The sequence below is a fragment of the Treponema denticola genome (assembly GCF_024181405.1).
Classification (GTDB): domain Bacteria; phylum Spirochaetota; class Spirochaetia; order Treponematales; family Treponemataceae; genus Treponema_B; species Treponema_B denticola_D.
Genome location: NZ_CP051302.1, coordinates 1,775,810 through 1,801,547, shown reverse-complemented (window position 1 = coordinate 1,801,547; position 25,738 = coordinate 1,775,810). Strand labels below are relative to the sequence as shown.

19 protein-coding genes and 2 pseudogenes are annotated in these 25,738 nt (G+C 38.1%); all 21 read left to right on the top strand.

Translation table 11 applies throughout. The features are described 5' to 3' along the window. The gene (gene rpoC / locus HGJ18_RS08485; protein ID WP_253695769.1) at positions 1-4,275 is read left to right on the top strand and encodes a DNA-directed RNA polymerase subunit beta'; all 4,275 of its coding nucleotides are present in this window, start codon (positions 1-3) and stop codon (positions 4,273-4,275) included. 289 nt (positions 4,276-4,564) lie between these two features. Beyond that, positions 4,565-5,989, top strand: coding sequence for an ABC transporter permease (locus HGJ18_RS08480; RefSeq protein ID WP_253695768.1), 1,425 nt, complete (start codon positions 4,565-4,567; stop codon positions 5,987-5,989). Positions 5,990-6,017: 28 nt separating this feature from the next. Further along, complete coding sequence (locus tag HGJ18_RS08475; RefSeq protein ID WP_253695766.1) at positions 6,018-7,526, top strand: ABC transporter permease; 1,509 nt, start codon at positions 6,018-6,020, stop codon at positions 7,524-7,526. Positions 7,527-7,534: 8 nt separating this feature from the next. Then, positions 7,535-8,485, top strand: a pseudogene (locus HGJ18_RS12945) (ABC transporter ATP-binding protein); the annotation flags it as partial. Then, entirely contained in the window at positions 8,480-9,589 is a 1,110-nt protein-coding gene (locus HGJ18_RS12940) for an ABC transporter ATP-binding protein (RefSeq protein WP_495573979.1), read from the top strand. The pseudogene HGJ18_RS12945 and the gene HGJ18_RS12940, both read left to right, overlap by 6 nt. A gap of 117 nt (positions 9,590-9,706) precedes the next feature. After that, positions 9,707-11,527 carry an ABC transporter substrate-binding protein gene (locus HGJ18_RS08460; protein ID WP_002674081.1) on the top strand — a complete coding sequence of 607 codons (1,821 nt, stop codon included), beginning with the start codon at positions 9,707-9,709 and terminating at the stop codon, positions 11,525-11,527. Between the two features lie 147 nt (positions 11,528-11,674). Continuing rightward, complete coding sequence (locus HGJ18_RS08455) at positions 11,675-12,421, top strand: head GIN domain-containing protein (protein ID WP_253695764.1); 747 nt, start codon at positions 11,675-11,677, stop codon at positions 12,419-12,421. Between the two features lie 60 nt (positions 12,422-12,481). Beyond that, positions 12,482-12,598 (top strand): annotated as a pseudogene (locus HGJ18_RS12925) (methyltransferase family protein); the annotation flags it as partial. Positions 12,599-12,632: 34 nt separating this feature from the next. Continuing rightward, positions 12,633-13,109 carry a pyridoxamine 5'-phosphate oxidase family protein gene (locus HGJ18_RS08450; protein WP_253695762.1) on the top strand — a complete coding sequence of 159 codons (477 nt, stop codon included), beginning with the start codon at positions 12,633-12,635 and terminating at the stop codon, positions 13,107-13,109. Positions 13,110-13,121: 12 nt separating this feature from the next. After that, positions 13,122-13,565 carry a hypothetical protein gene (locus tag HGJ18_RS08445; RefSeq protein ID WP_253695761.1) on the top strand — a complete coding sequence of 148 codons (444 nt, stop codon included), beginning with the start codon at positions 13,122-13,124 and terminating at the stop codon, positions 13,563-13,565. Between the two features lie 59 nt (positions 13,566-13,624). Then, positions 13,625-14,290 (top strand): hypothetical protein, encoded by a 666-nt coding sequence (locus HGJ18_RS08440; protein WP_253695759.1) that lies wholly within the window; start codon positions 13,625-13,627, stop codon positions 14,288-14,290. 58 nt (positions 14,291-14,348) lie between these two features. Next, positions 14,349-14,816 carry a GNAT family N-acetyltransferase gene (locus HGJ18_RS08435; protein WP_253695758.1) on the top strand — a complete coding sequence of 156 codons (468 nt, stop codon included), beginning with the start codon at positions 14,349-14,351 and terminating at the stop codon, positions 14,814-14,816. A 90-nt stretch (positions 14,817-14,906) separates the two neighbouring features. Beyond that, positions 14,907-17,360, top strand: a complete 2,454-nt coding sequence (locus HGJ18_RS08430) for a glycogen/starch/alpha-glucan phosphorylase (RefSeq protein WP_253695756.1) — start codon at positions 14,907-14,909, stop codon at positions 17,358-17,360. Continuing rightward, entirely contained in the window at positions 17,347-18,561 is a 1,215-nt protein-coding gene (locus tag HGJ18_RS08425) for a MalY/PatB family protein (RefSeq protein WP_253695755.1), read from the top strand. Before HGJ18_RS08430 ends, HGJ18_RS08425 begins: the two co-directional genes overlap by 14 nt. Positions 18,562-18,587: 26 nt before the next feature. Next, positions 18,588-19,109: a DUF308 domain-containing protein gene (locus tag HGJ18_RS08420; RefSeq protein WP_253695753.1), complete on the top strand. Its 522-nt coding sequence runs from the start codon at positions 18,588-18,590 to the stop codon at positions 19,107-19,109. Positions 19,110-19,204: 95 nt separating this feature from the next. Beyond that, positions 19,205-19,375: a hypothetical protein gene (locus HGJ18_RS08415; protein WP_002667639.1), complete on the top strand. Its 171-nt coding sequence runs from the start codon at positions 19,205-19,207 to the stop codon at positions 19,373-19,375. A gap of 108 nt (positions 19,376-19,483) precedes the next feature. Further along, complete coding sequence (gene purF, locus HGJ18_RS08410) at positions 19,484-20,947, top strand: amidophosphoribosyltransferase (RefSeq protein ID WP_253695751.1); 1,464 nt, start codon at positions 19,484-19,486, stop codon at positions 20,945-20,947. Positions 20,948-21,008: 61 nt separating this feature from the next. Then, on the top strand, positions 21,009-22,286 hold the full coding sequence (locus HGJ18_RS08405; RefSeq protein WP_253695750.1) for an AAA family ATPase: 1,278 nt from the start codon (positions 21,009-21,011) through the stop codon (positions 22,284-22,286). Further along, entirely contained in the window at positions 22,287-22,853 is a 567-nt protein-coding gene (locus HGJ18_RS08400) for a hypothetical protein (RefSeq protein WP_253695748.1), read from the top strand. 78 nt (positions 22,854-22,931) lie between these two features. Beyond that, positions 22,932-24,398 (top strand): TldD/PmbA family protein, encoded by a 1,467-nt coding sequence (locus HGJ18_RS08395; protein WP_253695746.1) that lies wholly within the window; start codon positions 22,932-22,934, stop codon positions 24,396-24,398. Continuing rightward, complete coding sequence (locus tag HGJ18_RS08390) at positions 24,395-25,729, top strand: TldD/PmbA family protein (protein ID WP_253695744.1); 1,335 nt, start codon at positions 24,395-24,397, stop codon at positions 25,727-25,729. Before HGJ18_RS08395 ends, HGJ18_RS08390 begins: the two co-directional genes overlap by 4 nt. Positions 25,730-25,738 lie beyond the last annotated feature (9 nt).

The following is a 25,738-nucleotide window of genomic DNA, read 5'->3' as shown; positions in this document are numbered from 1 at the left end:
ATGAGAGATATACAGGATTTTGACAGCTTGATGATAAGGCTTGCTTCACCCGACACTATAAAGGCTTGGTCCTATGGGGAAGTAAAAAAGCCTGAAACAATCAATTACCGAACCTTGCGTCCGGAGAGGGACGGTTTGTTTTGCGAAAGAATATTCGGAACCACAAAGGAATGGGAATGTTTTTGCGGAAAGTTTAAATCAATCCGTTATAAGGGCGTTATCTGCGACCGCTGCGGTGTTGAGGTTACTCACTTTAAGGTACGCCGTGAACGCATGGGACACATAGAACTTGCAGCTCCCGTTTCTCATATTTGGTATTACCGCTCGGTACCTAGCCGAATGGGACTTTTGCTTAACCTACAGGTTGCAGCCCTCAGGTCTGTTTTATACTACGAAAAATACATCGTTATAGATGCAAACGATACCGACTTGGAACCCATGCAGCTTTTAACCGAAGATGAGTACAGGGATGCTCATGAACGCTATGGAGCTGCCTTTACCGCAGGTATGGGAGCTGGGGCTATTAAAACCCTTCTTCAAAATATAAACTTGGATGAGCTTGCAGCCCAGCTTCGTGCTAAAATGATTGAAAAAGGTGCAAAAAGCGATCAACGCCTTTTGCGCAGAATCGAAATAGTTGAAAATTTCAGGGCATCGGGCAACAAACCCGAATGGATGATTCTTGATGTTATTCCGGTTATTCCTCCGGATTTGCGCCCCATGGTTCAGCTTGACGGAGGCCGCTTTGCAACCTCCGACCTCAATGACTTGTATCGAAGGGTTATTCACAGAAACAGCCGTTTGAGTAAGCTCATGGAACTAAAGGCCCCCGATATTATTATCAGAAACGAAAAGAGAATGCTCCAAGAAGCGGTCGATGCCTTGTTCGATAACTCAAAGCGCAAAAAGGCCATTAAAGGAGCTTCAAACAGACCTCTAAAATCGATTTCCGATCTTTTAAAGGGAAAGCAGGGAAGATTCCGCCAAAACCTCTTAGGTAAGCGTGTCGACTATTCAGGCCGATCCGTTATTGTTGTAGGCCCCGAGCTCAAGCTTTGGCAGTGCGGTCTGCCCACTAAGATGGCCTTGGAGCTGTTTAAGCCTTTTATAATGAAAAAACTTGTTCAAAAGGAAGTTGTTTCCAATATTAAAAAGGCAAAACTCCTCGTAGAACAGGAAGCTGCCGAAGTTTTTGCAGTCCTTGACGAGGTTGTAAGCGAACATCCTGTTCTTTTAAACCGTGCTCCGACCCTCCACAGGCTTGGTATTCAGGCCTTTGAACCCGTTTTGGTAGAAGGAAAGGCTATCCGCCTCCATCCTCTTGTATGTAAGGCCTTTAACGCCGACTTTGACGGAGACCAGATGGCTATCCACGTTCCGCTCACTCAGGCGGCTCAAATGGAGTGCTGGACTTTGATGCTTTCAGCCCGAAACCTTCTCGACCCTGCAAACGGAAAAACAATAGTTTTCCCGACACAGGACATGGTTCTAGGTCTTTACTATCTTACAAAGGAAAGAGCCTTGGCTGAAGGTAAAAAAGAGCGCCGATATTCTTCCGTTGCAGAAGTTTTGATGGCCGCAGAATGTCATGCCGTAGGCTGGCAGGAACCCGTTTTAATCGACTATGAAACGGAACCCGGTAAGATTGAAACCGTAAGAACTACACCGGGAAGGATTCTATTTAATGAGGAAATGCCCGAAGGCGTTCCCTTTACAAATTATGCTTTAAACGATAAAAAAATACGAAAACTGATAGAGAACGTCTTTAAGGATAAGGGCCCGTGGCTGGCTGTTCAGCTTTTGGACAAGCTCAAGGCTGTCGGCTATAAGTATGCTACATATTTCGGTGCAACTTTGAGTATGGAAGACATGATTATTCCTCCTGAAAAGGCCGGAATGCTCGAAAAGGCCAACAAAGAGGTTTTGGAAATCTATAACCAGTATAAGGGCGGCCACATTACCCAAGAAGAACGCTATAACCGTGTAGTTGACGTTTGGCAGAAGACAAACTCCAATCTTAAAGAAATTCTTATGAAACGTCTGCAAGAAGACAAGGGTGGGTTTAACACGATTCACATGATGGAAACTTCGGGTGCTCGAGGTTCTAAGGATCAGATAAATCAGCTTGCCGGAATGCGAGGTCTTATGTCCAAGCCTACGGGAGACATCATCGAACTTCCGATTAGATCGAACTTTAAAGAAGGCTTAAACGTTATGGAATTCTTTATTTCGACTAACGGTGCCCGAAAAGGTTTGACCGATACGGCTCTTAAAACCTCTGACGCAGGTTACCTGACCCGCCGTCTTGTTGATATTGCCCAAAACGTAGTTGTAAACGAAGAAGACTGCGGTACCATCAACGGTATAGAATATGCCGCAATTAAACGCGGAGACGAAATCCGTGAATCTTTGAGCGAGCGTATTGCCGGAAAATACACTCTGGAAAGGGTTATTCACCCAATTACGGGAGAGCTTCTCATAGATGTAAACGAGTATATTACCGATGAGACAGCTAAGAAGATAGAAGAAGCCGGTGTTGAAACCGTTAAGCTCCGCACCGTTTTAACCTGCGAATCCAAGCACGGTGTTTGCGTAAAATGTTACGGACGGGATCTTGCCCGAAACAGAATTGTCCGAATAGGGGAGGCTGTAGGTATTATCGCAGCCCAGTCCATCGGTCAGCCCGGTACACAGCTTACGATGCGTACCTTCCACGAGGGCGGTACGGCTTCTAAAAACGTTGAAGAGAACAGGATCGTATTTAACGACTATTCTATCATCGTTCGCGGTATAAAGGGTTCTTATGTAACGCTTAAAAACGGACACTTCCTCTTTACAAGAAAAGGCGAGTTTACCTTCAGCAGGGTATTGAATGAGTATGCTCTTAAAAAAGGTGAAACAGCCCTTGTAAGTACAGGCACAAGGGTAGTAAAGGGTAACCCTCTTTATACATTAAAGAACGGAAAGGAAGTGCTTTCGGAAAATATAGCCATTGCCGAAGTCAGAGATAATATTATCTATTTGACAGGTCAAGAGCAGACAATAGAGATAAGAAACGGTTCCGAGGTTGTAGTAAAAGAAAATGATGTTATAAAGGCCGGAGAAACGGTAGGTACTTTCGACCCCTTCGCCGATCCCATTTTGGCGGAATATGACGGCTTTGTCCGCTTTGAAGATATTCTTCCCGGTACAACCTTAAAAGAAGAAGCCGATGAGGAAACGGGGGTTGTCGAAAAGCGAATAAGCGATGCCCACTTCGATAAGATGCAGCCCCGCATCTTTATCTCAGATGAATCGGGTAACACCGTAGGTGAGGACTCTTACTTCCTCCCCGGAGGAGCTCAGCTCTTGGTTGAAGAAGGTCAGGAAATTAAGGCCGGTGCAATCCTTGCAAAGATAGCAAAAGAGTCGGTAAAGACAAAGGATATTACCGGAGGTCTTCCGCGAGTTTCGGAGCTCCTTGAAGCCCGCAGACCAAAGTCGCCTGCCGTTCTTGCCGCTATTGCCGGTGTTGTTACCATAAAGAAAGGCTTGCTCAAGGGCAAGAGAACTATTATGGTTCGTGACGAATACGGTCATGATGTAAAGCACTTGGTTCCTATCGGAAAGAGAATGCTTGTCCGTGACGGAGATACGGTAAAAGCCGGCGAGCCCTTGTGTGACGGCAGCTTTGATCCGCACGATATTTTAAATATCCTCGGTGAAAATGCCCTTCAAAACTACTTGATGAAGGAAATCAAGGAAGTTTATGATGCTCAGGGCGTTACCATCAACGATAAACACGTAGGTATAATCGTACGTCAGATGCTCCGAAAGGTAAAGATTGTTTCGGTTGGAGATACCAAGTTTATCTTTGACCAGCAGATAGATAAATACCGCTTCCATGAGGAAAATAAGAGGGTTAAGGAAGAAGGCGGTCAGCCTGCAGTTGCCCGACCTATGTTCCAAGGAATTACAAAGGCAGCCTTAAACATCGACTCCTTTATTTCGGCTGCTTCTTTCCAAGAAACCACAAAGGTTCTTACAAATGCCGCTATTGCAGGTTCTTCGGATGAGCTTCGCGGCCTAAAAGAGAACGTAATTATCGGACATCTTATTCCTGCCGGAACAGGTATGAAGCAGTACCGAGATATTAAACTTTTCGATAAAAACAAGAGTGACTTGGATGTTCAGATGAACGAAATCCTTGAACGCCGCAGACTTGAAGCCGAAGCTGCTCAAGCTCTCGAAGAAAAAGAACTTATCGAAGAAGAAAACTTTTTGGATGATCTCTAAAATCTAGGGGAAGGGAGGAGCCCCCGTCCAGAGCAGGGGTTACCTCCCTTCCCCTATGACCCCATCCCTCTTTACCTCGAAGCTTTGCTGGTTGTACCCGCACTGCCAAAGGGCTTGTTGCCCTTTGGAATCCCGCAAATTATCATAGGATTTAGGTTATTCTTTGGTTGAGATGAAAAAAAAGATTAAGGTAAATTCAAAGGTTGGGAGGAGAGGGGAGGGCGAAATTTCTACAGCAATTTTTCCCTATTGACATTTGCACATAATTGATAATATAATCCTGCTGATTATGAAATTTATTAATAATAGCTTTATTAAAGCTTGGATGAACCGTAAGTATAGACTGTGGATTCTTTTGTTTGGTGTGTTTTCTTTTTTAGTTGTATACATCAAATATTTGATAAAAAAAATTACTAAATCTTCTTCTGCAATGAATCAATATGGTAAGATTATTGCGAGTGTAAATGAAGAACTTCAAAATACCAATATGATGGAAAATTTGTTAAAAGAGTCTTATGAACAGGTAGTCCGTAAGAATGAGTATTTTAAGAAAGTTATGTCTGAAGCTGAGATATTAAAAGAAGCTGAAAAAAATGCAAAAAAAAGATATAATGAGTTGTATCATGAGAAAATAAATTATCTTTGTGAACATAATTCAGTGAAGAAGATAACATTTTTAGATTTTTTTCTTGATACACTTAAAAATCCTGTATTTCTAATCCTTTCCATTATCATTTCTTTTCCAATGTATGTGCTTCTCTATATATATACTAGACCAATTCAAAAGTATATTTTAGAAAGATTATTTATGATGGTATTTGTGATTTTTGGAGTTACTTTTATGGTCTTTACTATACTGTATTTCTCTCCTATGGATCCTGCGGTAAATATTTTAGGTCAAACGGCAACTCCGGAACAAGTTGAAGAGTTTAATAGAGTATATGGTTTAAATGCATCATATTTTTCAAGACTATTTACAACTTTTAAATCGCTTATAACTTTTGATTTGGGTATCACATATGTTGGAAATATGTCTGTTTCTACTGAAATTGCAACAAAATTTCCTATAACATTGACTATAGCATTTTGCTCTGTTTTCATTGCTGTATTAATAGCTATACCGGCAGGAATTATGTCTGCTATAAAACAATATTCTTCTTTTGATTATACATTCATGTTTTTTGCATTGATAGGCTTATCTATACCTAATTTTTGGCTTGCCCTATTATTAATTTTGCAATTCTCTATAAAAATGAGCTGGCTTCCGGCAACATATATTGTGGGTAATTGGCAGTCTTTAATAATGCCTGCAGTAGTACTAGGTACTGGAATGAGTGCTACAGTTGCAAGAATGACCCGTTCATCTATGTTAGAGGTTAAGCATTCCGATTATATATTAACGGCAAGAGCAAAAGGTTTATCTCCCTATAGGGTAACAATAAAGCATATTTTAGGAAATGCAATGATTCCGATTATAACGGTTATAGGGCTTCAATTTGGTGCCCTATTAGGCGGTTCAGCCGTTACCGAAAAAAGTTTTAATATACGCGGTCTTGGTAGTTTCATTGTTGATAGGCAGTTTATACCTGATGTTCCTGTTGTATTAGCTGGAGTCGTATATATTGCTGTTGTTATCAGTGTTGTGAATTTAATGGTTGATATACTATATGCAATGTTGGATCCTAGGATAAAATCAAAAATAAAAAATTCATAAAATTATAGACTAGATGGGGGTATGCATTGTGGTCGATAAAGATTTCTATTTAAATAAAAGATATTTGAGGCTTTTAGGGAACAGTCTCGAATATGCAACAGCAAGACTTGCATGGCAGGTTTCGTTAGTTGTATCTATTATATTTGCTTTTTCTTCATATAATTTTAAAACAGGAGAAATTGGGCTTGTGCCGGGTATAGTTTTTATAGTATATTTTATTGGTTCGTTTTTACAATATATAGTTTGTAAAAAAATAAAAAAAGATTTTACTAAAAATGGGAAAGTTTTGAGTAAAACCATGAAATGCGGTTATCTTTTTATCCCCTTTATACTTACAGGTAATTTTTTATTATCTAATGCCGGTTTTATGCTTATAAAAAGAGAAAAAAGTATTGAATATTGTTTAGCAGTATATTCTTTTTTAATAACATTTGTTGTTGTAGTAATATCTCTTTTGAATTTGGCTAAAGAATATATTTCAAACTTTTTTTTTATAGGTATTGGTATACTTTTATTACTAGCATTATTTAATATTGTTACTATCTTATTGTCTTCAAAAATAAGTTCAGGTAATTTGGGTAGATTTACAGTTCCATTTGCGATAATTTTAATACTTTCTTCAGCTACAGGTAATTTATTTTCATTTATATTAGGTATTATGATACTGTTCAAAAAATTTCACAAAAATTCTGCAGCTAGTATAGGCTGGATAGATGTTTTAAAACGAATTTTTAGAAATTATGTATCAGTTGTAGGTTTGTTTTTTATAGTTTTTTTGATGTCCATATCAATATGCAGCTATCTTACATTTGATTATGCTTATGCAGTAGAGAATAATTATAGCACAATACAGCAAATTCCAAGTTTACAATTTCCATTTGGAACGGATGACTATGGAAGGTGTTTATTTACTAGAATTGTATTCGGCGCCAGAATCTCTCTTACAGTCGGTATAATATCTACAGGAATTCCTATTATAATCGGTTGCTTCCTTGGTGCCATATCGGGCTATTATGGGAAAAATGTAGATAATGTAATTATGAGATTACTGGATATACTTTATGCAACGCCGGGGATATTACTTGCCATTGCTATAATCGCTGCGTTTGGTTCTAATACATTCAATTTAATAATGGCTTTGTCGGTTGCATATATACCAATATATGCTCGAACAATGAGGGCTACGGTATTGACAATTTCCAATCAAGAATTTGTTGAAGCGTCAAGAGCTTGTGGAGCAAGAGATCTTAGGATAATATTTAAACATATTATTCCAAATTCACTTGCTCCTATAATAGTAAGGGCTACTTTGTCGATAGGTGCAGCAGTTCTTTCAACAAGTGCTCTTAGTTTTTTAGGGCTGGGCGTAGAGCCTCATATTCCTGAATGGGGTAATATATTAAAGGCCGGAAGCAGTTTTTTGGAAACTAGTCCGCATATAGCAATTTTTCCCGGGATAGCAATAATACTGATTGTTTTAGCATTTAATTATTTTGGTGATGGTCTTAGGGATGCTTTAGATCCTAAATTAAAATAGGTGATAGTATGGTTGATAATAAAGTAAAAGATACGGTAATAAGTATAAAAAATCTGCATGTTCATTATGTGACAGAGGATGAAATATATCGTGCTGTAAATGGTTTAAATCTTGAAATATTAAAAGGCGAAGTTGTTGGGCTTGTTGGAGAAACAGGGGCAGGTAAAACAACTACGGCCCTGTCTATTATGCAGCTGGTACCGGATCCGCCCGGAATAATTGTAGACGGAGAGATATACTACGATGGAAAGAACATAATAAGAAATACGGAAAAAGAAAATAGAATAGTGCGGGGAAATGGTATATCTATGATTTTTCAAGACCCTATGACCGCATTAAATCCAATTATGACAATTGGAGAGCAGCTGGAAGAAGTTGTTGAAACCCATGAAAAAATGCCGAAACAAGATATCAAAAAGAGAGTTGTAGATATGCTTGAGACAGTAGGTATTAATAAAGAACGTTATAATGATTATCCGCATCAATTTTCCGGAGGTATGAAACAACGTGTTGTTATAGCAATGGCCTTATTGTGTAAACCTCAATTACTGATAGCCGATGAACCTACTACGGCATTAGATGTAACAATACAAGCACAGATATTAAATATAATGCAGGATTTGATAAAAAAATTTGATATGTCTATGCTTTTGATAACTCATGATTTAGGTGTTGTTGCTGAAACTTGTAATAAAGTATGTATTATGTATGCCGGTGAAATAGTGGAAAGCGGAAATGTTGAGGATGTTTTTGAGCAACCGAAACATCCGTATACAGTCGGTCTTTTCGGTTCTATTCCAAAAATTGATGAAGATGTTGCCGAACTAAGTCCGATAAAGGGGAGCGTCTCAAATTCATCGGAACTTCCTGATGGGTGTTATTTTTATCCTAGATGTCCTTATGCTAAAGATATATGTATGAAAGAAAAACCGGGAATTAAAGGTGATAATCATATGTATAGATGCCACTTTGATATAAGCAAATTTGTTCTTAATACCGATGAGGATAAAAATACAGCTATAGATAAAATTGATATAAAACATAAGACTGAGTTTTTTAATGATAATATTCAAGATATAACAAATGAAAGACCTCTTTTAGAGGTAAGAAACTTGAAAAAATATTTCCCTTTAGTAAGTGGTTATTTACATGCTGTTGATGATGTTTCATTTTCTATACCTAGGGGGAAAACTCTTGGTATAGTAGGAGAAAGCGGTTGCGGTAAATCGACTTTAGGAAGAACCGTACTAAGACTTCATGAGCCGACTGCCGGAAGTATTTTATATGATGGAATGGATATAACAAACTTTAATAGTGAAGAGATGAGAAAACTAAGGCAGAATTTCCAGATTATATTTCAAGATCCATATGCCAGTTTAAATCCAAGGATGAGTGTATCTCAAATTATAGGAGAACCATTAACTATACATAAAAAATTTAAAGAAAAACAAGCTCTACAAAAGAGAATACTTGAACTTATGTCTTTAGTCGGTTTATCTAAAAAAGCTTACAATAATTATCCTCATGAATTTGATGGCGGACGCAGACAAAGAATAGTTATTGCTAGAGCTCTAGCTATGAATCCTGAATTTATAGTATGTGATGAACCTGTTTCAGCTTTGGACGTGTCTGTTCAAGCACAGATATTGAATCTACTTATGCAATTACAAAAGCAGATAGGCCTTACTTATATGTTTATTAGTCATGATTTGTCTGTAGTAAAACATATATCGGATGAAATTGGGGTTATGTATTTGGGTCAACTTATTGAGAGAGCTCCCAAAAATAAACTTTTTTATAAACCGCTCCATCCATATACTATAGCTTTACTTAGTGCAATACCTTCAATAACCATTAACAAGAAGACTTCAAGGATCTTACTTAAGGGAGAGATAGTAAGTCCGATTAACCCTAAAAAGGGGTGTAGGTTTGAAAGCAGATGTCCTTTTGCAATAGAAATATGTTCCAAGATTACACCCATATTGAAAAATGTTGCTTGTGATCATTTTGTAGCCTGTCATAGATGGCATGAAATAGAAAACGGTAATTGTAAATATGAGTAATACCTAATAAATAAAACTGGATATTGACAGATATGTATCAATAATGTATCATTGAATATAGTATTAAAACTACTTATGTTGACAACATGGTGTAGTTATATAAATAGGGGGATTAAGATGAAAGGAAGATTATTGGGATGTGTTTTAGCTATTGCACTTTTAACCAGTTGCGGTAGTAAAACTAGAGAAAATTCAGCTGCAGGTGGAGACGGTAAAGCTGTTTCTGGAAATAAGACTGAGACAATTAGAATATTATCTCAATCGTCATATCAGAGCAAAGCTTCAAATGTTTTACGGGATCAATTAACAAAAGCAGGCTTTAATGTAGAATTAAATACTCAGCCTGACTATTCAAGTTATTTAGTACCGCTTAAAGCCGGCGATTATGATTTGGCAATAACCGGTTGGACTACAGTTACAGGTAACCCTGATTATGCTGTGAGGTCCCTTTTTATGACCGGTGGAGATTATAATAATTTACCGGTTTCAGATGCTAAAGTCGATCAACTTATAGACAAAGCCGCAGCAGAAACGCCGGAGCAATATGTTGAGACTTACAGAGAATTGGAAAATTATCTTGTATCGGAAAAAGCCTATATTGTTCCTCTTTATTCTAACTTGAGAATATTGGCTTATAACAAAGAATTGATAAAGAATAATGTTAGACATTCTAAATCACGCTCTTTGGTTTGGGAAGAATTTGAGTATAATGATTCTTCTTTAAATGAAAAACGTCCTTTGATTTTGACACAAAATACTGCAAATTTGACATCTTTATGGCCGATAAAAGGTAATGACGGCTCAATTAATCAGTTGAATACAAATATGTATGTAAGATTGGTTAATTTAACTGATGAAGATGATATTATTGCTGAGGGCTCTCTTTCATATAGTAATGTTATAGCCGAAGGAAATAAGGAGTATTATTTCTTACTTAGAGATGATGTATATTTTGCAGCCGTGGATAAAAACAAAAATGTCGTTAACACCGGTGAAAGAGTAGGGGTTGATGATGTAATATTTTCTTTAAATAATGCAAGAGACAAAAATAGTGCACCGGATCATAGGACTTTTACCTTGCATGGAAGTATGGAAAGTATAGAAGCTATAACGGATTTAAATATACTGAAGACCGGTAAAAAATCGGGAACTAATACATCCATATTGAGTGCTTTGCAAGAGTCTGCTCCAACATCAATAAAAGCTCTGACAGCCGATAAAACTAAAGCAAATACTAAGGACGGTGTATATCAAGTAATAAGAATAATTACTAAAAGACCATTTCCGCAAGTGTTAAATTTTTTAGCTCATCAATCAGCCGGAATTACATCAGTTAAACAAGTTACAAAGGTTAATAAAGATTTAAATGTTAAAACTTATGATCCCAAGAAAGATGTAATTTATGGTGATCAATCAACAGTAACGGAAGGAAGTACATATAATAATACTTTATGGTGTTCCGGTCCATATATTCTGGTTAAAAAGAACGAATATGATATAATTTTTATGAAAAACCCCGGATATATGGTTGGTTCTAAGCATGAGCCAAGAATAAAACAGATAACCTATAAGGTTATTGCTGATAATGCCTCTGCAGTAGGCGCTTTTAGAGCTGGAGAAGTTGATTTTGTTCCTGCAGTTGATGATGATAAGGTTGAGATTCTTGAAGGTGATGCAAAAGTATTGGTTTCTAAACGAAGTTCAAATTCTGTTATTTATGCAGCATTTAATTTAAAGGATGGTAGTAAATTTAGAAATCAAAAACTTAGACAAGCTGTACTTAATGCCGTAGAACAAGAAGGTTTTATCGCCGTTTACTCGGGACTTAAGCAAAAAGCATATTCTACATTGTCCACATTGATTGATACGGGCAATGAATTAAAAGTTGATTTAGAAAAGAGTAGAAAATTATTATTAGAATATCAAAATGAAAAATGATGTATAATTAAGAACACTCTTTACATCTTCCAAAGGGCTTGTAGCCCTTTGGAATCCCCTGATTGTTACAAAGGTTTTTTTCAGCATTGACATATCCGATATTTTAAAGTACTATAAATAAAAAGAAACTTATCTTAAGGATTTTTTATGAATAAAGTCAAAGTAATCGGTGTTGTAAAAGCTGCCACGATAACGGCTCTTTTGGTTATTTGTATAAGCTGCCAATCTTTTTCCTGTTCTGGTGAAGTGATCAAAGGAAACGGAAAGATAGAAACTAAATCATTCCCTCAAAACAATTTTAATGCTCTTTCCATTTCCGGCGGTTGGACTGCCGACATAAGGTATAGCGAAACCTTTTCCATGCAAATTGAAACGGATGAAAATATTTTCCCCGATTTGGATATATCAGTTGCCGGCACCACCCTTAACATCGGTTTTAAATCGGGGTACAGCATATCACCGACTCAGTGTAAAGTTTCTATCACAATGCCTGCTTTAATAAAGTTGCAGACAGCCGGTTCACTTACAGCTATCATTTCATCATTCAATATGCCTAAAGATTCAATGTCGATAGATATCGCAGGCAGCGGTAATATTACTGCACGCGATATTACGGTAAACACTCTAAAGGTGGACGTATCCGGCTCAGGCGATTTTTCCGCAACAGGGAAGGCCGAAAATATGATAGCGGATATCTCCGGTTCAGGGGATATAAAAACAACGGATTTTGAAACCGAAAAGGCGGATATTTCAATTTCAGGCTCCGGTTCTGCAAAAGTATGGGTTACACGGCATTTAAAAGCCGATATAGGCGGCTCCGGTTCCGTCCGTTATAAGGGTAATCCTGTTATTGAGACTAAAAGTTCAGGCAGTGGCCGCATATCTTCTCTTTAAAAAATTATGAAGGATTTTATATAGGATGAAAAAAGAAAACCAAGAACATCTCCTTGTTATTTTATGAAGCTCACGGAAGAAAGATGGCTTTCAGAACGCTTCGGAGAGGAATATAAATCTTATAGTAAACGGGTCAACCGCTTTATTCCGTGGAGAAAATACATAACTAATTGCTGATGAGTAATTTGTAATTCGATTGGGAGGTTTATTTATGAGAAGAGTAGACAGGGCAGTAACGGACAATCGGCAAATACAATCAATTATCGAAAAAGCAAAGGTTGTACATATCGGCATGATCGATAATGACCGGCCGTATGTAGTGCCGATGCAGTACGGTTTTATATTTAACGAAGACAAATTGACTTTATATGTGCACTGCGCAAAAAAAGGGCGGAAGCTGGATATTATCAACAAGAACCCGCATGTTTTTATCGAGCTTGAAACGGAAGCTGTGATTATTTCCGGAGGAGAAATTCCGTGTGAGTACGGATCGGAATATGCAAGCGTTATGGGAGACGGTACAGCTGTTTTTGTTGAAGATGAAAAAGAAAAGATTTTAGGCTTGCAGCTGCTGATGAAAACACAGACAGGCAGAGATTTTGAAATAACCGAACAGATGACAAAACAGGTTACTGTTTTACGTATCGATGTTCCATGTGTAACAGCAAAAAGCAGAGCTAAGGTTTAATAGGAGGATACTATGTGTAAAGAATGCTATGTAAACGAAAACAGAATTACCCCATTACTGAATCCCGTAGATTGCTTGGAAAATCATACGCAATATATCTGCGGAACATGCGGCCGATGTATTTGTATTGAACATGATCCGCAACGGGGTTTGCAAAGATGGAATTTCCCGTTTAAATCATTGGAAATTGCAAAACTCTATTTGCGTACTGCGGATTATACCGAAAAAAAGGCCTGCGGTATCTACGAAATAGAAAACAGCAAGGGCAAAAAATCATATAAAATTTTTCCGTCTTATGACGATCTGCTTTTATTTTTGAAAAAGAATAAAGATAAACAATGCAAACAAACCGCTCCCCTTTTTACCGTTTGGAAATATAAAGAATATCCGCATACACAGATACGTATGTTGACTCCTGCCGAAGTAAAAAAATACATGAGTGAGCGTAAAAACTGAAAGAATTGGAATGAAGCATAAAAAATGCATCGATAATATTTTTTCATAAGGAGTCTTTAATGCACATAATCTACGAAACTAACGGCTTAGGTTTTCTTGGTTGGATAAAAGATTTACCCGGGGCTTATATTCGGGGGAAGACACTGGAAGAGGCTAGGGGGAAAGTCAATAAAGAAATAGCTTTATATAATGAATGGCTTAATTTTGAAAGAGCTGTCGATATGCAAATAAATGAAGAAATAAAAGAATCCGATTTACACATTGAAGATGCCGATTCCGATATTATATTTGATTCGGAGCTAATCGATTTTGATAAGCAAGACGATTTTCTTTTTTGGTGTGATAAAGTTTTACTTTCCGGAACAAAAACCGAAGAAATATATAAAAGAATGAAGAATAAATCGCTAATTGACATTACGATGAAGCGGAAAACTTTTTACGGTGATGTGTATTGTACAATTAATGATCAATATCGTCACATTGTTAATGTTCAAAACTACTATCTAAATCAAATCGGTACTGAAATGGATATAGCCGATGAACTCCGGCTCAATCGTATGGAATTTATAGGAAAACTAAAGGAAAAATATCTAAAAGAGGGCAATAAGCTGTATCGCAATGAGAGTGAGGATTGGACGGTTAAAAAAGTAATTCGTAGAACTATTTGGCATGACCGTATTCATATCAGGGCGATAGAAAGAATGGAAAAACGCTTAAGCGGATGACTTGAGGTAGTAGCTCCATTATTACCTCGAATATCATAAAATATAAGGAGGGAAAATTATGGATTTAAGTTTTAGGTTATCAAAAGATGCAGAGTACATCGCATTAATGAATAAAGATGTACAAGAGCTTCATTATAGATTGTATCCTGAGTATTTTAAACCTTTTTCATATGATGAAACATTAAACTTTTTTAAAAAGCAATTACAAGAAGAAAATTGGTTTTGCTATATTGTCTCTTGTGACGGAAAAGATGCCGGTTATGCTTTATTTTATATTCGGGATTATCAAGAAAACCCTTTTAGAAAAGCTTATAGAGGAATACATATCGATCAAATCGGCATAGCACCTGAATACAGACGAAAGGGAATCGGCAAGGCCCTTATGAAAGAAATTGAAAAAATTGCCGTTAAAGAAAAAGCCTCACAAATCGAGTTGACTCATTGGGAGCTGAACGAAGATGCAAAGTGTTTCTATGAGAGTCTTGGCTTTGATACATATATAAGATTTGTTGTTAAAAAAATATAAAGCCCCCAATTAATAAAGCCTTGATTTTATCTGAAAAAAGACATACAATAAATATAGAGTAGTATGAATATATAAGAAGGAGGTAGAAGCTTGGTTATTTCAAAAGAAGAAGTTAAGGATTCCGTAATAAGACGCTTAAAGAGAAATTTCAGTAAAAGCCTTGATAAGGCTACCCGCCGAGAGATTTATGATGCCGTAGCCAGTACGGTTATGGAGCTGATTCAATCGAACTGGATTAAGACTATGAATGCTCAAGAGAAAACCGGCGTTAGAAGGATGTATTATCTTTCAGCCGAATTTTTGATGGGGCGTGCCTTAATCAATAATATAAACAATATGGGCATTCGGAAAACCATTGAAGAGATTGCAGATGAAATCTCCGAACCTCTTTCAATTATCGAAGATGAAGAGCCGGATGCCGGTTTAGGAAACGGAGGCTTGGGAAGACTCGCTGCCTGTTTTTTGGACTCACTTGCAACCATGAACTATCCCGGGCACGGCTACGGCATCCGCTATAAGTATGGAATGTTCGAACAAAGAATCGAAAACGGCTATCAAGTCGAATATCCCGACCGCTGGCTTTTTGCCCGCGACCCTTGGGAGGTACGCCGCTCCGATTTGAGCGTTAAGGTCTACTTTGGAGGTATTCCTTCTTCCCGAACCTCCGAAAGCGGGAGACTCTATTATGATCTAAATGGGGCAGAAGAAATTATTGCCACCCCTTATGATATGCCGATTGTAGGTTACGGTACGGACACGGTAAACACCCTCCGCCTTTGGGAAGCTTCTTCCGATGACGGCTTTGATCTTCCGCTTTTTAACAGCATGGAATATAACAGGGCCTTCCAAAAACAGATAGATGCCGAGAGCATCTCCTGTATTCTATATCCGAATGATTCGGGCCCGCCCGGAATGAATTTACGCTTAAAACAGCAATACTTTTTTACTTCTGCAAGTTTACAGGATATTATACGCTCCTTTATACATAGAGAAGGTACGGATTTTACCAAGCTGCCCGACTATGTTGTAATCCAGCTAAACGATACCCATCCTGTTGTGGGAATCCCTGAGCTTATGCGTATTTTGATGGACGATTATCATCTTGAATGGGATGCCGCTTGGGATATTACAAAGAAGGTTTTTGCTTACACAAACCACACGATTTTAGCGGAAGCCTTGGAAAAATGGCCGATAGATGTTTTTCAAAAACTTTTGCCTAGGATTTATCAAATCGTTGAAGAAATAAACAGGCGTTTTTTGGCAAAGCTTTACGAAAAATATCCGGGGGACTGGAAAAAGCACAATAATATGGCGATTATGGCTGACGGAAAAATTCACATGGCCCGTCTTGCCATAGCCGGCTCTTTTTCGGTAAACGGAGTGGCCGCTCTTCATACCGAAATTCTAAAGCACAAAGAACTCGCCGATTTTTACGACCTCTATCCGAATAAGTTTAACAATAAGACAAATGGAGTAACTCAGCGGCGCTGGCTTTTAACGGCCAATCCTCTGCTTTCCGAGTTTATCACAAAATACATAGGCGGCGGCTGGATAACTAATTTAAATGAATTAAAAAAACTTGAAGCCTTTATAGATGATGAAGAATTTTTAGAAGGTTTTATCGAGGTTAAACATAAAAACAAAATCAGGCTTGCCGAATACCTTGAAAAAAATCAAGGCATATTTATCAATCCCGATTCTATCTATGATGTTCAAATCAAACGCCTCCACGAATATAAAAGGCAGTTACTGAACATTCTCCATATAATGACCCTTTATAATAGAATTATCAATGACCCGTCCTATGACCCTGTTCCGCAAACCTTTATCTTCGGAGCAAAAGCTGCGGCAGCCTATAGGCGTGCAAAGGAAATAATAAAACTCATCAACACGGTTGCCGACAGAATAAATAACGATCACAGGGTTGCCGGAAAATTAAGAGTTGTCTTTGTTGAAAACTACCGCGTATCTGCTGCGGAAAAAATCTTCCCTGCTGCCGATATTTCGGAGCAAATTTCTACAGCCGGAAAAGAAGCCTCCGGTACGGGCAATATGAAATTTATGATTAACGGAGCCGTAACCATCGGTACCCTTGACGGGGCTAATATTGAGATTATCGAAGAAGCCGGAGCAGAGAATGAATTTATCTTCGGGCTTAAGGCTGAAGAGATTTTAAAGATGGACAAGGAAAACACCTATAATCCTAGGGAATATCTTGCAGCAAATCCCGAACTGGAAAAGGCCGTCAATCAGCTTATTGACGGGACCTATACCTTGCCGGGAGAACAAACCTTTAGAGGGCTTTACGATTCTTTGATTTACGGTGTTGAAGGACAGAGGCCCGATACTTATTATATTCTTGCCGATTTTAAGAGCTATCAAAAAGCTCACGAGCAGATTATAAGCGAGTATTATCACCGCCATTCTTGGGCAAAAAAATGCATTTTAAATATAGCACGCTCAGGAAAATTCAGTTCGGACAGGACTATTCAAAATTATGTTGATGAAATTTGGAAACTGGAAAAAATAAATGTCAATCAATAAAACAAGAAAGTATGATTTTGAAAATACTCTTCCGCGAAAAAACATAGGTTCCGCTAAGTGGGAACTTATGTACCGATGGAATCCGGATGTTCCGGACGGCATAATTCCGCTTTCCGTCGCCGATATGGAATTTAAAAACCCGCCCGAAATAACTGAAGGCTTAAAAAGCTATCTCGATAGACTGATTTTAGGTTATTCTATGAGATACCCCGATTATGATAATGCCGTAATAAATTGGCTTAAGCGTAAGCATGATTATACCGTAAGTGCCGAAATGATTCTTCAGACTCCCGGTGTTGTAAATGCTTTTTTTGCTGCAGTAAATGCCTTTACCGAAAAAGGAGACGGCGTAATAATTATGAGGCCGGTATATTATCCCTTTTCTATGGCAATCGAAATGAATGACAGGGAGCTTGTAAATTGTCCTCTTCTATGTGATAAGGACAATTATTATACAATAGATTATGAGAAATTTGAACGTTTGGCAAAGCAGCCTAAAAATAAACTTTTGATATTTTGCTCTCCTCATAATCCTGTCGGCCGTGTATGGAAAAAAGAGGAATTAAAAAAACTTGCCGAAATAGCTTTGGCAAATAATGTTATAGTTTTTTCCGATGAGATTTGGAATGACCTTGTAATGCCCGGCTATAAACATACCATCATGGCAAGTATTTCCAAAGAAATAGGTTCAAATACCATAACTGCGACTGCTCCTTCAAAAACCTTCAATGTTGCAGGACTTGCTACATCAAATATAATTGTCGAAAATGAAAATCTTAGAACAAAATATTATGATATGCTTCAGAGGATGAGATCTTCAAGTGTAAATGTTCTCGGGTTTAAAGCTTGCGAAATAGCTTATACTCAGTGCGACAAATGGCTTGATGAGCTTCTTCAAGTTCTCGATACTAATCAAAAGCTGGTTAAAAACTATTTTGATTCCAATTTTCCTATGCTTAAAAGCCGATTTATCGAAGGTACTTATCTTCAATGGATTGATTTTAGAGCCCTCGGAATGGATAACCAAACTTTGGAAAATTTTATGCATAATGAAGCTCAATTTTTTACGGATGAAGGTTATGTTTTCGGCTCTGAAGGAGACGGTTTTGAAAGAATCAATGTCGGCTGTCCTACTAAAATTTTACAGCAGCATTTGGAGATGCTCGGTGATGCATTAAAGAAAAAATTGTTATCGTTATAATATCGTATTATTTATAAGGAGTATATATGTCTGAAAAAAAATTATCTTATTCTATGATTTTTTTGGCTATTGCCGTGATGTCTACAGTTTTAGGGCTTGTATGTATTTTTAACCCTGACAGTATAACAAGAATTATTGTGACTATTGTAGGTATTTCGTTAATCGTTTACGGACTTGTCGAAATTTATCAGTTCCTTTCAATCAAAATGAATACCTTTTTGGTTTTGGGTATCATTCTTATAGGACTGGGGCTTTTGTGTCTGGTAAATCCAAGTGCCGTTCTCGGTCTTATCGGGCTCGTCCTCGGGCTGTTTTTGATTTGTTTGGGAGCTGTTGAGGTCAAAAAGTCCTTTGATCTAAAAAGATACGGTGTGAAGCTGTGGTGGCTTTGGCTGATTTTTGCCGGAATTGTATGCCTAATAGGGCTTTCGGGGCTTTTTAATCCTGCAAGCATTTCAGGCCTCTTTGCAAGTTTGATAGGTTTTGGTTTTTTGATAAACGGAATAAGCAGCATTTGGCTCTTCTTTGTATTGAAGAAAAGGATCTGATTTTTATATTATCACTATTGACATAAAATCCGTTTTTTTTTATACTTATTCGGTTGATATAACTATAATCTATAATATTTTACTAGGAGGCAAGTATGGCTGGTGCAAGTAAAAACTCACGAACTGCTGCTGCTACTCAAAAATTTAATTGTCCCTGCGGCGGAGACATCGTATTAAAAACAATGGTCGATAACGGTAAGATTAAAAATATTGCAGAATGTTCAAAGTGTAAAAGAGTTGAACGACGACCTAAAGACTTTCATTAATCGATCTGGTTTAAAAGTTCTTAAAATGCCGAAGAAGGGAGGCTCTTTCTGAAAGATGAAAGGTCTCCCTTTGTTGTTTTTTGATTAGATTTAGGAGAATTTGAGAAAATGAGCAAGGATGATATTTTTAAATCGAGTTTAGGGGAAGAATGCGGGATCGCAGCTGTCTGGGATTCAAACTCCTATAAGACGGAAAATCCGGAAAGGCTGCCTTTCAGGCCGGATGACGCTGCCCGCTCGGTTTTTTATGCTCTTTTTTCTCTTCAACACAGGGGACAAGAAGCTGCCGGAATGGCTGTTTCAAACGGAAAACATATCCGAGTCTTCAAAAAACCGGGCCTTGTTTCCAACATTTTTACCGAACACGATATATCGAACCTTCAAGGTTATGCTGCCATAGGCCATACCCGCTACTCAACTACAGGTTCTTCTTCTTTTGGAAATATCCAGCCCTTTTATATAGAAACAATGCACGGGCCTATAGCCCTTGCTCATAACGGAAACCTTGTAAACGCTCCGCATTTAAGGCAAAAACTTTTGGAAAGAGGGGTGGGGCTTTCTTCTACCTCCGATACCGAAGTTATGATTATGATGCTTGCCGCTGCCAAGGGCGATTCTTGGGCTGAGCGTATAGCTTCATGTATGAGAGAATGGGAAGGAGCTTTTTCGATTGCCGTTTTAACGGTTGAAGGAATTTACATAGCCAGAGACCCTTGGGGATTCAGGCCTCTTTGTGTCGGAAGTTTTCAGGATGGTGTATCGGTTGCGGCAAGCGAATCTTGTGCTCTTTTAACGCTGGGCTGTAGGGATGTTACTGAGGTAAAAGCCGGTGAGATTCTAAAGCTTGTCGATAACGGAGCCGAGCTTTGTATGCGCATTCCGCCTAAGGAGCCTCTTTCCCCATGTATTTTTGAGTATGTCTATTTTGCCCGCCCCGACTCGGTTTGGAACAATGCTTCGGTTCACGTATCCCGTGTAAATTTCGGCAAGGAGCTTGCAAAAAGCTCCCCCGTTGAGGCCGATATAGTTATAGCCATTCCCGACTCGTCCCGTTCGGCAGCCATAGGCTACTCCCAAGAATCGGGTATTCCATATGATGAGGGCTTTTCAAAAAACCGCTACATAGGACGCACATTTATTCAGCCTACCCAAAAATTGCGTGACCAAGGCGTTGCGATGAAATTCAATGTTCTTTCCGAAGCTGTCGAAGGAAAACGCATCGTAGTGGTCGATGACAGTATTGTCCGCGGAAGCACCATGGGGCCCTTAATCAAAATGCTTAGGGGAGCAGGTGCAAAAGAAGTACACATCAGAATATCTTCTCCTCCGGTACGATACTCCTGCTTTATGGGTGTAGATATGGGAGACCCCGAAAACCTCATCGCCCACAAAAAATCGGTTGAAGAAATCAGGATACACATCGGTGCAGACTCCTTAGTCTATCTATCCCAAGAAAGTATGCTCAAGGCGATGAAAGATGCCGGAGCAAACACCCGCTTTTGCTGTGCCTGCTTTGACGGAAAGTACCCCGTCGATGTCAGCGGCGCCGCCGATAAAAACAGCTTTGAGTAAAAGGATATCGGCTTTTAAAGATATTTAAAAATTAGCCGATATTGGTATAATAGGTATTTATATGAGATTAGATTGTTCCAATGTAGGAAAAATAGAAAAAGCCTCAATAGAATTAAATTCTATAACCCTTATAGCCGGATTAAACAATACAGGCAAGAGCACTATAAGTAAAACTTTGTATTGTATTTTTAACAGTTTTTATAATGTCAAAACAAAATCGGAAGAAGTTCTTAAAAATAATATTGATAGCGTTTTTAAAATGTCTTCGTTTGACTTCTTTATTGAATATCCAAGAGTAAATTTAAGGCAAATAAGGAATACAATAAAAGAACTTCTTGAAAATAGGGAAAATATTACTGAAAAAATAATCACTGATATAATTACTAAAAATCTAGGTAACGATTTTGTTAAGGATACAGGAATTGATATAAGCCGTCTTTTTTCAATTTTGACGCTTTCTCAAGCAGATATAAATAAAAAAATATTGGAAAATTTATTTAACTCCGAATTTGAAGGTCAAATTCAAAATTTTGCTACCAAAAAAAGTGCCTCAATAAATTTACAGGTTAAGGATGAAAATGTAAAGATAATAATAAAAGATAATGTTATTACCGAATTGGAAAATCCGCTTAATTTAACCCATGAGGCTATTTATATTGATGATCCTTTTGTGTTAGACGGAGTCTCAGTATTGAGAAGATTTAACCGCATACCTCATAGGTCAAGTATCGAAAAAAAATTACTGCACAATAAGTTTGAAGAGCAAACTATCGGACAAAATATTGATACTCTGTCTGTACAAAAAGCTATAAATGACTTATTGGTAGAAGGTAATTTAAAAAATATCTACGCTGAATTAAATAAGGTTTGTGACGGTTCTTTGGTAAGACAGGAGTCGGGAATTTTATCTTTTATAAGTAATTTTGATGGTAGGGAAATAAGTATAGCAAATTTGTCTACAGGCTTGAAGACATTTACAATCATAAAAACATTGCTTTTAAACGGCTACTTAGAGGAAAAAGGAACTTTGATTCTTGATGAGCCTGAAATCCATTTACATCCTGAGTGGCAAATAGTATTGGCTAAAATAATAGTACTTTTGCAGAAAGAATATAAAATGCATATTTTGATTAGTTCTCATAGTCCTTATTTTATTCATGCAATAGAGGTTTATTCTAAAAAAGAGAAGATAAACAACCCCAAATTTTATTTGACACAAGAAAATAAGAATGGTTTAATAAGTATGAAAGATGTTTCAGCTAATTTGGAGCCTATTTATAATTTGTTATACAAACCCTTACAGGAGCTGGAAAACTTAAAAAGTTTTTCTGAAGATTAAATGTTGAATTTTCAAGCTTTAGAACAAGACTATAATTTTACAACAACATTAGAAGACTCCTCCTATGATTCTGCCAATCAAATTTATCTAACTAATTTATCCATCGAAGTATATGATTTTGATAAAATAAAAGATGAGTATGTAAATCGTATTATAAAAAACTACCAAGGTTTATCTGATGATAGTTTTAGATCAAATGATGCTCTTTATCGGAAAGAAAACAGATTAGTTTTTATCGAATTTAAGAATGGAAACATTACCTCTAAACTTGAAAAGGAAAAAATACGCAGTAAAATAAGTGAAAGTTTATTAATTTTAACTGATATTCTTAACACTACATTAAGCGAAATAAGAAAAGATTGCTGCTATATTCTTGTATACAATAAAAAGAAAAATTCTTCTTTTGAAAAAGAGCGTAATTCATCAATAAACATGATTAGTGATTGTATGGCAAATTTATCCGGTACAAACCATCTGATTAAAGGTTTTTATAGGTATAAAGTTTTTTTTGATAAGGTTTATACCATCAATGAAACAGAATTAGAAGGTATTGTGAATACTTTATAGCCTATATCTTGTAAAAAATCAATTGCAAAATTTGCCTCTTTTTGATATAATATCCCTAGTAATTATTTAGGGGGAAATATGATTTATACATCGGAAAGTCTGCTTGAAGCTGCAAAAAACGCCGTTCCTAAGGCGGAGCTTGTAACTTTACGCATTCACCGCACAAGGGAAACTTTCTTTGCGGCTCAGGATGGAGCTTTTGAATCTTCCGGTTATTCGACTGATCAGGGGTTTATGGTTGAAGTCTTGTATAAGGGGCATATTGCTTATGGGGCAACTCAAAATATGACGCCTCAAGGGGCCGCCGAAGCTGCCTGTCAAGCTTTTAATGCCGCTCAAAGCGCTTCAGCCTTTAAAATTGCCGATTTTGACAAAAATGTCAGGCCGGATACGGAATTAAAATACGAGACTCTTAGGGGTAAAAAGACCCGCCCTTCCAAAACGGAAATTTTCGATTATCTTTTTGAGATATGCAATATTTTAAAAGTCTCTGATGAAGTTATTGACACTCATGCTTATGTAAATTTAGGCGAAGAGATGATAGAGCTTTTAAGCTCAGGCGGGGCAAAAATCTTACAAGATTTTTACACAATAGGTTCAAGTTTCGGTGCTGCTGCCCGCCGAGGGGACATAATTCAAAGACGGACTTATAATGGCTCAGGTGCCCGTACCTTTCAGGGAGGCTATGAGTTTTTAAACTTTGCCAAATCCAAGGTAGAAGCTAAAAGGGTTGGGAATGAAGTAATAGAGCTCTTGGGAGCCGAGTCCTGTCCTTCCGACAGGCGTACCCTTGTTCTTATGCCCGACCAAATGCTTTTACAAATTCACGAAAGCGTCGGCCACCCCTTGGAAATTGACCGCATTTTAGGTGATGAAAGAAACTTTGCTGGCGGCAGTTTTATAAAGCCTGAAGATATAGGAAGCTTCCAATACGGCTCAAAGCTTATGAATATCTGCTACGATCCTACAATTCCATATCAGCTTGCCACCTTTGCCGCCGATCAAACAGGAGCTCAGGCAAAGAAAACCTTTATAATCAAGGACGGAATTTTAGTCTGTGCCTTGGGAAGCCTCGAAAGTGCAGGTCGCCTCTATGCAGGTAAACCCGTTCCGCCGGACAAGATGGTCGCAAACCAAAGAGCAACCTCGTGGAACCGGCCGCCGATAGACAGAATGGCAAACCTAAACCTTGAACCGGGAACCAGCAGCTTTGATCAAATAATTTCTTCAATCGAAAAAGGAATTATTATGACATCGAACCGCTCATGGTCGATAGACGATTACCGCAATAAATTTCAATTCGGATGCGAATACGGCCAATTAATCGAAAACGGAAAAATTACCAAAACCGTACGCGACCCGAATTACCGAGGCGTATCTCAAAACTTTTGGCGAAACCTCTGTGCCGTAGGCGACAAATCCACATTCCATGTTTACGGAACGCCTAACTGCGGTAAGGGAGAACCGAATCAGGTTATCAGTGTAGGACACGCAAGTCCTGTATGCGCATTTTCTGATGTAGAAGTTTTTGGAGGCGGAAAATGAAAATGAGTTTTAAAGAATATTTTGAATCGATTGCCGATTTTATGCTTTCGGAACTGCTTGAGGGAGAAAAAATTTCGATTTCTTTTTCGGGCGAAAAGAGCTATTTTATGCGTTTTAGCAAGGCTAAGGTACGCCAAAACGGAATGGTTGATCAAGGCTATTTTTCTTGCACTTTTTGGAAAAAGAACCGCACCCATGATTTCCGTTTCGGTATTCAGATGAGTATGGAAAAGGATAAGAGGATGGCTGCAGCGGCTCTTCAAGAAGCTAGAGACTCTATAATGCTTCTGCCCGAAGACAAGTACCAGTCAATCCCGGAAGCCTCGCAAACCTCTTCGGCAATATACACGGGAAAACTTTTGCCCGAAGATAAGATACCCGAAACTATTTTATCTCCCGTTAAAGGCCTTGACTTTGCAGGCCTTTATTCTCAGGGCGTTATTTGTAAGGGTGTTATAACTTCAGCAGGGGCAAGCCATTGGTTTCAAACCGAAACCTTTGTTTTGGATTATTCGGTCTGGCTCGAAAACGGCCGCGGTATAAAATCTCTTTATTCGGGAACGGAATGGAGCGATGCTCAATATAAGGTAAAGATAGAGCAAGCTCGAAAGGGCTTGGAGGTTTTACATACGCCTCAAAAAAAATTAGCTCCCGGAAAATATAAGGCATTTATAAGTGCCGATGCCCTTCTTGATGTAACGGACTTTTTTTCGTGGAACGGTTTTAGCGAGAGGAGTATGCAGCAAGGCTCAAGTGCTTACCTTGCCTTAAAAGAGGGAAGGGAGCATTTTTCAGATAAGTTTAATTTGACTCAGGACTTTTCACTTGGGCTTGAACCTGCCTTTAACTCAAATGGAGAGTTAGCCCCCGAAAAATTAAGCATAATCGAAAAGGGTAAGCTTAAAAATACCTTGGTCAGTTTAAGAACCGAAACCCAGTACGGGGTAAAATCCAACGGTGCTCCTTTAAGTGAAAGTATGCGTTCAATAATTATCGGAACGGGAAACTTAAACGAAGCTGATGCCGTAAAAGAGCTGGGTACGGGTATTTATATTTCGAACTTTAACTACCTAAATTGGAGCGATACCTCATCGGCCCGCGTTACGGGAATGACCCGCTTTGCCTGCCTTTGGGTAGAAGACGGAAAAATCGTTGCCCCCATTGCCGATATGCGCTGGGACGAATCCTTGTACAATATGTTCGGGGAAAACCTTTTGGCCGTAACAAAGGAAAGCCGCATCTTTGCAAACACCGGCACCTACGGCAGCAGAAGCACCGGAGGAGCTTCGCTTCCCGGCATCTTGGTAAAGGATTTTAACTGCACGCTCTAAGGTAAAAAT

Coding starts and splice junctions, on each gene's coding strand:
- HGJ18_RS08440 (WP_253695759.1), top strand. CDS start 13,625: ATGCACATAATCTACGAAACTAACGGCTTAGGTTTTCTTGGTTGGATA.
- HGJ18_RS08420 (WP_253695753.1), top strand. CDS start 18,588: ATGTCTGAAAAAAAATTATCTTATTCTATGATTTTTTTGGCTATTGCC.
- HGJ18_RS08415 (WP_002667639.1), top strand. CDS start 19,205: ATGGCTGGTGCAAGTAAAAACTCACGAACTGCTGCTGCTACTCAAAAA.
- HGJ18_RS08435 (WP_253695758.1), top strand. CDS start 14,349: ATGGATTTAAGTTTTAGGTTATCAAAAGATGCAGAGTACATCGCATTA.
- HGJ18_RS08400 (WP_253695748.1), top strand. CDS start 22,287: ATGTTGAATTTTCAAGCTTTAGAACAAGACTATAATTTTACAACAACA.
- HGJ18_RS08395 (WP_253695746.1), top strand. CDS start 22,932: ATGATTTATACATCGGAAAGTCTGCTTGAAGCTGCAAAAAACGCCGTT.
- HGJ18_RS12940 (WP_495573979.1), top strand. CDS start 8,480: ATGTATAGATGCCACTTTGATATAAGCAAATTTGTTCTTAATACCGAT.
- HGJ18_RS08480 (WP_253695768.1), top strand. CDS start 4,565: ATGAAATTTATTAATAATAGCTTTATTAAAGCTTGGATGAACCGTAAG.
- HGJ18_RS08445 (WP_253695761.1), top strand. CDS start 13,122: ATGTGTAAAGAATGCTATGTAAACGAAAACAGAATTACCCCATTACTG.
- HGJ18_RS08460 (WP_002674081.1), top strand. CDS start 9,707: ATGAAAGGAAGATTATTGGGATGTGTTTTAGCTATTGCACTTTTAACC.
- HGJ18_RS08450 (WP_253695762.1), top strand. CDS start 12,633: ATGAGAAGAGTAGACAGGGCAGTAACGGACAATCGGCAAATACAATCA.
- HGJ18_RS08425 (WP_253695755.1), top strand. CDS start 17,347: ATGTCAATCAATAAAACAAGAAAGTATGATTTTGAAAATACTCTTCCG.
- HGJ18_RS08390 (WP_253695744.1), top strand. CDS start 24,395: ATGAAAATGAGTTTTAAAGAATATTTTGAATCGATTGCCGATTTTATG.
- HGJ18_RS08405 (WP_253695750.1), top strand. CDS start 21,009: ATGAGATTAGATTGTTCCAATGTAGGAAAAATAGAAAAAGCCTCAATA.
- purF (WP_253695751.1), top strand. CDS start 19,484: ATGAGCAAGGATGATATTTTTAAATCGAGTTTAGGGGAAGAATGCGGG.
- HGJ18_RS08455 (WP_253695764.1), top strand. CDS start 11,675: ATGAATAAAGTCAAAGTAATCGGTGTTGTAAAAGCTGCCACGATAACG.
- rpoC (WP_253695769.1), top strand. CDS start 1: ATGAGAGATATACAGGATTTTGACAGCTTGATGATAAGGCTTGCTTCA.